The following is an 11,086-nucleotide window of genomic DNA, read 5'->3' on the forward strand; positions in this document are numbered from 1 at the left end:
CACCTTGGGTCCCTAAAATAATATATTAAAATCATTCTCTTATAAGTATTTCCGCTTTGATCCTGCAAGCGCTTTGACGCAGGAAGGCGCCGCTTATGCCTCCTCCGGCATATCTCTGAGCTTTCCATGTCCTGTTTGGCCCTGTCAGCACCTCTGCCGTCACGCCGCATCGGCCTTATAGACACCTGCCTTCACCAGCATTTGGCGCACGCTGTTGGCCTGATAGTCTTTGCCAGATGGTGCAGTGAATCCTTCGTTTGCCAGTTCGGTTGCGATCTGGCGTAGGGATCGGCGGGTGCCTGTCTTAGGGTTGCGGCGATACAGCCGTTTCGCTGCGGTGAGCGCGTCAGCGCTGACAGGCTTCCTGCCCTCCACCCTGCGGCCCAGAGCCTCGCTCTTGCGGTCTCTGGCGGCTTTCAGCTTCTCCACGGTGTTTCGGCGGTCGAAGGCTGCTACAGCGCCTAGGATCGTGCGTACAAGCTCTGTCGTGGGCGTATCGACCATGAAGTAGTCGGGCGCGGTCGTCGGGATGAGGTCGACCCCGCGTTGTTTTAATAGGCGGTGGCCAAGTTCCTGCACCACAGCATCACGTGCGAACCGGTCGGGCGACTCCACCAGAATGGTGCGCGTACCGTTGGACAGGACAGCGTCCAAAAGGTCCTGCATACCGGGGCGGGAGTCGATGGGATCGGCGCCGGATACCGCCGCGTCATAGAAGGTCTGGACTATCTCGTATCCGTTCGCTTTGGCGTATGCCTCGATTGCCGCCCGCTGGCGCTTATCGGAGTCCTTGTCCTCGCCCACGTTTGTGGCGCTGGAAGTCCGCATGTAAGCGAAAGCGGGGACCTTTGATTTCGACATATATCAACCCTTTCAGTGGGATACGGGAATCATCCGTGATCTTACTGAAGATAGATAACACATCTGGACCGCCGAGTCCGCCTTCATTTCTGGAAACAATGGGTTTTTTGCCGCGCCAGCGGCTTCTGTACCGTTGTAAAATGGGTCAGCATCTATTGCTCAAACGTAAACTGATTAGTACAGTTCGGCGACGGTTGCACAACGCGGGTTCGACGGCGTCTGGTGCCGATAAAAAAGCCGCCACACCTTTCGATGTGACGGCCTTTTCTATTCCCGACTAGCCGATGCCTAGTCTTGAGGCTTTTTCCTCTTACGGGATGGCCACCTCGGGCGCCGCTCGGACCTACACGTTTCCGTGCTTGATGTTTTGAGACCGTGAGGCATAGGCACGGTCCGTCTTGTAAAGTGGAACATAGTGTTATTCGGGGAAAATGTCAATCATTGCGAAGATCAAGATCGCTCAGAAGGCAAACACCCCGCTCTACCAACGCACCTTGCTCCCGCAAGCATTGAGCGACAGAGATAATTGATGTTCCGGACGATACAAGGTCATCAATTAAGGCGATCCGCTTACCGTAAAGGTCTGGAACGTCTCCAACTAACGTGAACGGCTGGAAAAAGCGGCGCATTTGCTTGGACACCTCTTTCATCTGGAAATCGAATTCTCGATCCACCCTGCGAAGCTCACCCAACTGCGCCTTAAACAATTTCTCTTGCCGGTCTTTCTGGAACTGCGGGAACTCTGCGTCAATTCCGTCAATGACCTCTCCAACTGTCCTTTTGCGCAGGAAGGTTGATGCCACCAACGGCAATCCAGACGCCTGAGCGACTCGTTCAGCGAACGTAAAACAAAGCTGCTTGCTGGACGGAACATCCATGAGCAAGTCGACGTCCAGTTCATGCACGAAGGTGTTGAGGATATCATCGGCACGCGTGTACAGCATCTTATGATACATCGGCTGCATTCTGTAGCCGTTCATCTCCTTAAGTGCGTAGACCAGCGGATTACCATCCCGATCATGCCCTTTGGTCTTTTTTCTGCGGAAGACATACTTAACACGCATCTCGCCAACCGTTCCTTCAGTTGGATTGCCTTCGGTCGAAGTATCCACCATTTCCTGATGAGAATGATCAATGACTACCGACCGGTCTTTATAAACGTTTATCCCCAACGATGCCCCTCAGTCGCCGTCTCAGGTATCCAGAAAGTCCCATTCATCCCCAAGGACCCAACGGATGGCTGATAGCTTTCCGTTAATCATGCCCCATTCAAAATCATCCCATGGTCCTAGGTTTTCAACGCCGACTTCTTCTTCGGTCCGCCGCGCGGCATCGAGCGCCCTTGCCCAGACTGTATCCAGTATCTCGTCCTGACTGTATGGGTTACGGGCGAATTCATCTTCTGACACGATCTTGGTTTGTCCGTGTTCGATCTTGTACCGGAGGTTCATGTGTCGGTTGTACCAGACCTGTCGGAAGAGAAGGTGCTCCGCTTCAGTCAAGTCTGACAGAGTTCGAAACTCAGGACTGTATCCAAGTTCAAAGTCTCCAAGTGCCATTGCGTCCGGGTCGGTTTCCTCAACGAACTTCCCGATATCCAAGATGTATTGAGACCGGTCACCGAAGGCGGCTGCAAGGTCAGGGTGCGGGGTGCGGTTGTCTCCTCTGGGATCACTGAAATCGTTATGGTTGGTCGTGGCGAACCCGAAGCCGATGTGCTCCCGGACAGCATCTTGGCGTATTTCGTCGTACACTTCGAACAGTATTGCATCGGCAATGCTGCCTCTGTTCCGGTGGCAAGGCGCTTCACCATACAAGGCACGGTTCGCCGCCCTTGCCCGATGTATGACGGTGGTTTCAACATTGATGTTCTCGCCGTGGTCCATCAAGGCCTGTACTTGGTCGACTATGCTACTCTCTTGGATGGCGTTGGTGAAATCCAAGCTCTGAAAGGCTTCCATCGCTTGCTGGGCGGCATTCTGGTCAGCGAACCCGTTGAGGGCGTAGCGGAGCGATTTCAAGTTAGACTGTAAAGCCTTCGAGGACTGCGCTGCGACCCTGTCCTTGTTTCTATCAAACTCCTCTCGGACGATATCCGGGACAATGATTTCAAGCTGGGCATTGTCGCACATCTCATGAAGTGCACGCACAAGGGGGGCGGCGCGGTAAGTGCTCGCCATGTCCAACCAAATGGATGTGTCGATTAGGACCCTGTGGAGCGTCACTGTCGGGGCGTCGATCACGACTGTGCCTCAATCCAAGCCTGAGCCTCTTCCCGCGAACTGAACGCCGGTCGATCACTTGACCGGTGACGCTTCCCGTCGATGATCTCGACAACTTCATAGAAGGTGACGTTCCCTTGTTCGGGATGGGGGATGGACGTTTCTTCGATGCGGTATTCCATGCGAACTCCAGTTGGTCGGTATGAGCACGATACGGGGACTGGGCCGACAAGAGCAACCATCGCCGCTGACGCGGTCGCTTTGCCCGCCCAGCCCCCAGCTTTCGGAAGTTGGGGGCGAGTTGGGGGCTGGCGAAGGTGCTTAACCTCCTTATTTTATTGATCTTTATTTCATTCCCCCAAACCCTCAAACCCCCAACAGATTCTTGAAAATATTCCACCGAGCCCCCCCCCCCTTGTAGATCGGCCAAAGAGAGGGGGCCTCGCGCTCTAAAGACAAAACCGCTTGGGGGCGTGGGGTTTTGGGGGTTGGGGGAAATAATCTTTACTAAACAAAAGGGTATGAGGAATCCAACGCCCCCAACTTGCCCCCAAGATTGAGCGACAAGGGTCGAGAACCACCGTCTTGGGGCGCGACGGCAAAGGCCCCCTAACGGGGGCCAGCACCAACTCTCTGACATTGTAGGTCGGCCTTACCGCCGACAGGGAAGAGGCCACACCTCTAGCTTGCTAGGACCCTGCGGCTTCCGAAACATCGGTTTCCGGAACAGGCGTCCCGAGAACCTCCGGCGGGAACAAAATCCAGCGAGTGTTCTTCAATAATCCGCAAGCGCCCTGACCATCGCCCAACGCAACGCCGGGATGCAGGCGCTCAAACATCTCGACAATGTCCAGACGGTTCCGGAAGCGAGACCCTTCGCGGAGGAATTCCCGGAAAGGCGCAACCGGCAGACGCAGCCCCTTCGCGTCAGCGGTGAAGGTTTCGATCTCTCCGGTGACGCGAAGATCAACCGCGCCATCTCCCAGCACGTCAATCAGGCGCTGCATCGGCTCAGACCGCGACTTCTCACGCATGACGCGCCGCTCCTCGGTCTCAGGGGCCTTCATCACATCGGACCAAGTGAAGCCCGCGTCAGCAGGGTCATACCTTTCGAGATGATGCAGGAAGCCCGCCATCTCGTCGCCGTTCATGGCGCTGCGCAGCTTCAGGAAGTAGTCCTTGTCCTGCTTCACGTCTTCGCTGATCTCCATGACGAACCAGCGCCGGTCGGAACCGTTGTCTTCAATCAGGATCGGCACCTCGTCATTCGAGTCGAAGTACAGGCGCAGATAGGACGGCGCGGTGACGACGTTCATTCCCTTGGCTTCGACCTGCATCGTGGTCGAGGATACCATGGCCTTCAGTTCGGACGCGACCTTGGGGCTGGCCCCGAAGACGGCTTCGGTCACGACGGCCAGAATACACTTGCTCAGGTGTTCCCCTGCGAAGTTGCTCATCACGTGGGATTCCTTCTCAAGCTGCTTACAGTGGGGGAAGGTCAGCTTCTTCAGGATGTCGCCAAACGTGCCCTTGCCGGTCCCGCCTTCGCCCCGAACGATGACCGCGGTACCCGGCAGTTCGCCGGGGCGCTGCACCATGTGGGCCATCCACAGTTCGAGGAAGTTGTACTTCTTCTGATCACCGCGACAGACAATCTGGAAGATGAAGTCGCGGATCGTCGCCCACTCGCCTTCTTCAGCCTCGAACCAACGCCCCTGATAGATATTGAAGGCGGTCGGCGAGGCCACGACAGGGGGCGGCGCGAACACCAATCCCGACTTGCGCGTCTGGTGGTCGAGGAAAGCCTTCGCCGGGTTGGTCTCTTCCTTACCTTCCCGGACCTGCCGGTCGCTGTGAAGGTCAATGAAGTCCTGCTTGGTGTAGAAGATCATGGTCGGGTCCTGCGTCTCCGACGTGAAGGCGTCCAGATCGGGCTTGCGGGCGATGCGGAACTTCCCTGCCATGTCGAGAACGGCGTAGCGCTTTCCAAGGGTGGCAATGGCCTCTTCCATGGTGTCCCCAAGAGGCCCGGTCGGATCGAGCGAGCTATGGGCAATGTCTTCGCGGTCGAGGGACTCGCGGATCAATTCGGACCGGGCGGACTGCTTCTCCGCTGCGTGAGCAGCCTTCCATTCGTCCAGAAGCTCGCGACCCTGCTTCCGCAGGCGCTGAACATCATTGCCGTTGCGCTGGCCATGCTCCCGGACAAGAGCATCGAGCTGCGCCACGATATCCGGCTTGTTGCCGCCACGGATGACGCCTGCATAGAGTGCCGCCAGTTCCTTGTCGCTGGGGTCACTGAGACGCTTGAAGAGGCGCTTAACCTTACCCTTCGTCGAGATGGTTTCGATCTCGGGCGCAGGTTCGGGGACGCCGTAATCGTACTTTGAAAGCTCGACCGGCTCGCCTTCAATCTCGTCAGGAAAGAACGTCCCGTCGCAGAGGACGTCGGAGAAGCTTTCATAGCCGTCGGGAAGACCGATCTGCACGTCTGCGATGGCCTTGTCGATCAAGCGAACCATGTCCCACGTGTGGACACCTGCGGCGCTGCAATGGTCGTGCAGACAGTGGATGCGGAACCCTTCGTCAGTGTCCTCCTTGATCCAGCAGGCGGTGTCGTCGGGGTCGCCGGGGTTTGAATGCGCGGCGTCATTAGGGCACATGATCTCGCGTTCCGCGCCGTCGCCGGTACGCGTCTCCCAGCCGATCATGTCGAGGACATCGCCGAACATACAGGCGGAGCCGACATCGTTGAACCACGCCCGAACGTCGAAGCCGTCGCTCAGGATGGCATCGCCGCCTTCGTCTTCGACCGGCGCAAGCCCGCCAGAGCGCCGCGCCACCTCCTTCTTGCCGTACTTCGTGGGATCACCGTCTTCGACCGTATCCAGATCGAGGCCGGTGCCCGCGATGATGTAGTGCTTGAACTCTGCATCCTCTGAGGGCCGACGGGGCGGGCGCTGAAGGCGCGACAGGTCCATACCGGTCCTGTCGAAGGTCGTGACGCCGATGCTCTCACAGAAGCCGACATACTTGCGCTTCCACACATTCAACGCCTGACGGCGTTCCTCACCGCTTTCCGGAAGCTCGAACGCTTCCTTCAAAAAGACAACGATCCGGAACCGGTCTTCACCCGGACCCGCCTTCGTGGTGTGTGAATAAGACGTGAAGCCGACACAGAGCACGCCCAGAGGCTTCAACGCCGCGATGACGCGGTCTAAGGTGTCGCCTTCGTCTGCGTCGATCACAAGGGCCGTGATGGCCTCTGCGGTGTTTGCGGTGCGGTACGCCAGCGGATAGCGAATGCCCCCAATCTCGCAGGTTCCGGGGAATTCCTTGGCGCGGTTGTAGACGAAGGACAGCCCGTCGATTTCCTTCTTCACGGGGTGTTCGGAAAGCCCGTGCTCGATAAAATTGCCAAGCCGCGCCTTATACTTGATCCAGCTAGTCTTGGACTTCTTGCCCTTCTTCTCCTTGCCGCCGGGGGCACGCATAGTCGTGGCCCAGATCAAGTCGATCTCGGAGTCGAGGAATGTAGATACTTCGGGGGTGGTCAGGTCGCCGATAATTGTGGCGTCGCCGATCTTCGTGATCGGATTCATAGTGCTGCCGTCAGGCATGTGGGTTCTCTCCGTGCAGTTTATTTCATGTCACTCTCCTTTCTGGACCGTTCATTCTGCCTCATCCTGTGAGGCGTCGGGCGGCAACAGTACGGACAATCGTCACCGCCCCATATGATCGACGCGCTGCTTTCTACGGCAGCCACCATTGCGATCAGTACAGAACATCTGACACACGAGTCAAGGGATTTGTAACTTTTAGTTATAAAAATCAGCTACTTAACGGCTTGAAGCTGAAATCTGTCACGCAGACGGTTTTTCGCCCTAAGCTTGAAGCCGAAAATCGGACCTCAGGTGTAGTCGTCGAGGATGTCCGCCAAATCGTCTGCGAGCTTTGCGGGATAGGCAGCGAGTTCAAGGCGCTTCGCCCCATGTCCGACATACCACTCCTCCGACGCGGGCTGCTTGAAGCCTGCTTCCTTGAACACCCGGCGCGTCAGCTCCGCATCCCCTCCGAGCGCATCGCGGAGCCAATCGAATTCGATGCGCACGCCACCATTGCGTGTACCTACTGCCCGCAAGCGGTCTGCGAGGTCTTCAATCATATCTTCGTCGTAATTCGTCTGGTGGGGCAGCGCCCCAAGGTGATGCTTCCGCATGTCGTTTCTCCTTAGATATTTTCGTGGCGCGAGGGGGCGAACTCAGCGGCGAGGATTTTCTCGATCCCCCTCTGGACGCTGGCCAGATGACTCTTGAAAGTTTCGAGGTCGGGAAAAAGCAAGCGGGCGTTGTACCAAAGCTGGCGACGCCTGTGCATCCGGGCCAGCGCCTGCTCCATCGGCAGAGGCTTACGCCGCGCGGCGCTCTGCGAGCATCGGCTGCTTCTGTCGTTCAAGTTCTTCATTCTCTTCCTCGATCATTTCAGGAGTCCAATGCGAGCGCGCTTCTTCGCACGGGCCTTGGCCTTGCGACGTTCCCTAGGGGACAGGTGCAGGAAGTCGCCTGCCGTGGCGCTGTTCAACTGACTATCCATTTCGTTCAGCCGCCGCTCGCGCCCGCGCCTTCGCCTTGTCCATTTCGGTAGGCAAAGGTGTGAACCTACGCGAAAGGGCGGCGTACTGCGAGGGCGTAAGGCGTTCCGAGGGCAGCAAGATGCACTGCCAGTGCTCTCCCTCGCGCCGGAAATACTGTGACCAGACGCCACCAGCCGACCGCACGGCGGACTCGATCTTCGTCAGGTTCATCCCATCACCTCAGGTCAGGCCGTGCTTGCGTGCGTAGTTGATGCGCTGCTGCGGGCTAAGGCTCGCCAAGACTGTATCATGTTCGTTCCGCGTCATTGAGCTAGTGGTGTCGGTTCGAGGCCGATCAAGGCCGTTCGCACGGGCGTAGTTGATACGCTGCTGCGGGCGGAGGTTGGCAATATCTTCATTGATCTTGGAGACTTCTGCCCGTTCGATCTCTGCGGCGATCAAAGCGTTCGAAACGTCCGTATCCCGCTTCAAAGCCTCGATAGATTCCGCAAGGCCAAGCGGGTATTCACCGCCGGTAAGGACATGGTCCCGGATCGTTGCCAGACCGGCGATGGTCTTCGGGTCTACGTCGATCCCCGTCTTCATCTGGAACGCCTTTCCTACCTTGCCAATTGCATCGGTGAAGCGCTGGCGATCTTCTTCGCCCAGATGGGCAAGTGTATCTTCAATATTGGCCATCACGCGGCCTCCTTTTCTTCGATAGGAATATTCACCACTTCGATTGCCTTGACCCATGACGCCCAACCGGCGTCACCTACGGGCAACTCGTCATGTTCACCGGTCAGGATGAAACGGACACAGCCGGGATGGATGAGGACGATCTTGCGAAGGCGCTCGATGCGAGGAACACCAACCGCCATCGCGAAGCTGGTAGTGGTCTTCTGTACCAATCGCGCCCGCTCGAATTCCTCCCCGGTCAGCGCCTTCAGGAAGCCCTCAGCGCGCGCTTCAGGGGCATCGCCCAGCCAAAGGTCGTCTACGCCGTCACGGGCACGTTCAGCGCGTACGTGAGCATCGAATTCAACGACGCGGCTCAGGTCGTCTTCATACAGTCCACGCTTCCGGCGTTCGCGAAACCAGACCACGATATCGGGCAGTGCGAACATCTTGCCGCGCGGGCTGCACCGGAAGTCATGGAACGGCGGATACGGCTTCGCGGTCCAGCGATAAATGGACTGGTCAGAGACGCTCAAAAGCGTGCACAGGTCGGCTGACCGCAGAGTCGCGGTGATGGGGTTCATGATCGACTCCTCGCGCCCAGACGGGCGCATTGCTTGTCGGGAATTGTTCGTGACCAAGCCGTCCAAAACAGTTGGTCTGAGGGTCTATCCCTCTAATTGTGATGTCTATCATTTTTTACTTGACATGTCAATATTGTCCACGGTCAGAGGTCCACGGGCGATTCGAGGGCGCCGCGCCCTGACAGCGGATCAACGTACTAATAAGAAAACGCCCCGCCGTGATGGCAGGGCGCTATGTTGGTGGTGTGGTGAATGCCCGCGTAGCGGGGCAGGGCGGTTACATGACGAGTGCTTCAAGGTCCGCCCGTGGGTCGATCTTGTCTAAGCTCGCTTTGAGCGTTTTCATCCGAGCGCCTTGACCATATGCCGCCTTTGACCCCAATACCTCTTCCTTGCTTCGTCCACCCATCTCTAGGTTGTGTAAGAGGTTCATTCCTACGGCAGTGGCGCAGTCTTCCCACAAATGCCGATAGCTGTGGAACGTGTATCGTTGATCGGTGATCCCCAGCTTCTTACGCAGCCTCTTGTTGAACCTTCCAGAGAACTGAATGCTGGTATGTCCGTTCTCGTTCGGAGTGATTGGCATCAACCCTTTAGCGGTCTCGTTCTTGAAGAGGTAGTCGTCATCTGGTTGTTTCTTCGCGAATTCGATGAAACCGGCTTCGAGCAAAGCTTGGTGAACAGGTAGAAGCCTGACACTTGGTGCATTCTTGGTCGTCTGGCGTTCGTCTGCATCCGTCAGCCACACACACCAAGTCTCACCCACTTGGATAACGTCCTTGCCGAGAATTTGACAAATCTCCCCAATCCTCGCGCCCATGTACGCAGCAAGTAGTGGACCCCAGTGATCGACGGAAGCCGCGTCGCGGGCGGCTGCATCGTCGAAGGTCGCCGCCACCATCTCCGGGTTGAAGGGCAGTCGTTTCCGCTCTTTCTTCGCAGAATTCTTCTTACGTGGTGAAAGCAGTTTGAAGTGCGCCCACGGGTCCGTTGTCAGATACCCCGTTGAGATTGCGTGAGGCATCAGTGCCCGGATAGCACCGATGTGCTGCCGTACCGTCTCCTCACTAACTGTTTCGAGCTTTTTCGCCCTCGCTACGGATACCTGCTCATTGAAGTTGAGGCTCCTTAGCTCAATAGTGTTCTGGCGCGCTGGAAGCTGACGGTAGGCAAGCGTGAATTCGCGCAGTTGGTCTATGGTCAGAGCATTCAAGGGAAGGTCGCCGACAAAGTCGATGAAGCGGTCTGCGACCATTCGCCAGCGATTCACGGTGCCGGGTTTGACTATGTCATAACCTTCCAGCACCGCGATTAATTCTCGCAGTCCGAAAACCTCAGGAGCGTTGACGTTCTCACCGAGTGCTCGGAGAGTCTTTGCCTCCCGTGCTGTGGTTTCATCGAAGGACCTTAGCTCTGCTTGGTAGCGTGCTTCCGCTCCTTCTCGCTCAGCGATAGTAGACGGCTCATCGCCTCGAAGGTCGCTTTCCGTTAACGACCCGCCAGCAACCAAGAATGCGCGCGCGGTATCGGCCCTACTGAACTGCTTGCGAAGTCTTTTCACGTCCCCGGCTTCGTCGAAGATTGCCCGTTGATCCGGGGGAAGGCTGTCAAAAGCTTCTGCAAGAGCCGCGCGGCGCTGTAGCTCTTCCGCTTGTTCGATGAAACGCGCCTTGGCCAAGGTAACCGCGTTTTCAGCCTCCGATTTTGAGTCAGTGTGCAGAGCGTCCCTCAACCACCCCCTGCCTTCGTAGAATTCTTCCTGAAGGGAAGAGGGGATTCGGAGGTTAAGGCCATAGAGCTTGCGAGGGCCTCGAATGCGCGTACCGGGGACGTCTGATTTTGCCATGTCTAAACTCTCATTGTGACACACCTTGTGACACACCCTGTGAACATTTTAAAGTTCTAAGGTGCTGATTATAATGATTTCAAAGACTTTTCCGATTTAGCTGAAGATCATCGACGTCTTCATCTGCAAGCTGCGCAAGAAACTCGCCGAGGCGACGGGCGGTGACAACTACATCGAAACGGTCTGGGGCCGCGGCTATGTCCTGCGCGACCCCGATCCGAGTGAAGGCAAGGGCGACGGTCCCCGCCTCGCCGTGGGCGCCTGAGACCGGACTGGCGGGCGGGCCGCCCCCCTCCGATCCTGCGCCGCGTGCCCGCAAAGA

The 11,086-nt window shown here is 57.2% G+C and carries 10 protein-coding genes and 1 pseudogene; 1 reads left to right on the forward strand and 10 read right to left on the reverse strand.

Annotation, left to right across the window (positions count from 1 at the left end):
* Positions 1 to 159 precede the first annotated feature (159 nt).
* The 10 genes from FIU89_RS09715 to FIU89_RS09755 form a co-directional block, all read right to left on the reverse strand.
* Positions 160 to 804, reverse strand: a complete 645-nt coding sequence (locus FIU89_RS09715) for a recombinase family protein (RefSeq protein ID WP_216647066.1) — start codon at positions 802 to 804, stop codon at positions 160 to 162.
* Positions 805 to 1,295: 491 nt separating this feature from the next.
* Positions 1,296 to 1,973, reverse strand: a complete 678-nt coding sequence (locus FIU89_RS09720) for a hypothetical protein (protein WP_172978077.1) — start codon at positions 1,971 to 1,973, stop codon at positions 1,296 to 1,298.
* An 81-nt stretch (positions 1,974 to 2,054) separates the two neighbouring features.
* The gene (locus FIU89_RS09725) at positions 2,055 to 3,041 is read right to left on the reverse strand and encodes a PIN domain-containing protein (protein WP_152492404.1); all 987 of its coding nucleotides are present in this window, start codon (positions 3,039 to 3,041) and stop codon (positions 2,055 to 2,057) included.
* A 59-nt stretch (positions 3,042 to 3,100) separates the two neighbouring features.
* Entirely contained in the window at positions 3,101 to 3,265 is a 165-nt protein-coding gene (locus tag FIU89_RS22265) for a hypothetical protein (protein ID WP_172978078.1), read from the reverse strand.
* 507 nt (positions 3,266 to 3,772) lie between these two features.
* A complete protein-coding gene (locus FIU89_RS09730; RefSeq protein WP_216647067.1) occupies positions 3,773 to 6,685 on the reverse strand; it encodes a primase-helicase family protein in 2,913 nt (970 codons plus the stop codon).
* A gap of 308 nt (positions 6,686 to 6,993) precedes the next feature.
* Complete coding sequence (locus FIU89_RS09735; RefSeq protein ID WP_152492406.1) at positions 6,994 to 7,302, reverse strand: hypothetical protein; 309 nt, start codon at positions 7,300 to 7,302, stop codon at positions 6,994 to 6,996.
* 11 nt (positions 7,303 to 7,313) lie between these two features.
* Positions 7,314 to 7,547, reverse strand: coding sequence for a hypothetical protein (locus tag FIU89_RS09740; RefSeq protein WP_152492407.1), 234 nt, complete (start codon positions 7,545 to 7,547; stop codon positions 7,314 to 7,316).
* Between the two features lie 349 nt (positions 7,548 to 7,896).
* Complete coding sequence (locus tag FIU89_RS09745; RefSeq protein WP_152492408.1) at positions 7,897 to 8,355, reverse strand: hypothetical protein; 459 nt, start codon at positions 8,353 to 8,355, stop codon at positions 7,897 to 7,899.
* Positions 8,355 to 8,918, reverse strand: a complete 564-nt coding sequence (locus tag FIU89_RS09750) for a hypothetical protein (protein ID WP_152492409.1) — start codon at positions 8,916 to 8,918, stop codon at positions 8,355 to 8,357. Before FIU89_RS09750 ends, FIU89_RS09745 begins: the two co-directional genes overlap by 1 nt.
* 277 nt (positions 8,919 to 9,195) lie before the next feature.
* On the reverse strand, positions 9,196 to 10,764 hold the full coding sequence (locus FIU89_RS09755) for a phage integrase SAM-like domain-containing protein (protein WP_152492410.1): 1,569 nt from the start codon (positions 10,762 to 10,764) through the stop codon (positions 9,196 to 9,198).
* Between the two features lie 100 nt (positions 10,765 to 10,864).
* Here FIU89_RS09755 and FIU89_RS09760 point away from each other — a divergent pair.
* Positions 10,865 to 11,029 (forward strand): annotated as a pseudogene (locus FIU89_RS09760) (helix-turn-helix domain-containing protein); the annotation flags it as partial.
* Between the last annotated feature and the right edge of the window lie 57 nt (positions 11,030 to 11,086).

The sequence above is a fragment of the Roseovarius sp. THAF27 genome (assembly GCF_009363655.1).
Classification (GTDB): Bacteria; Pseudomonadota; Alphaproteobacteria; order Rhodobacterales; family Rhodobacteraceae; genus Roseovarius.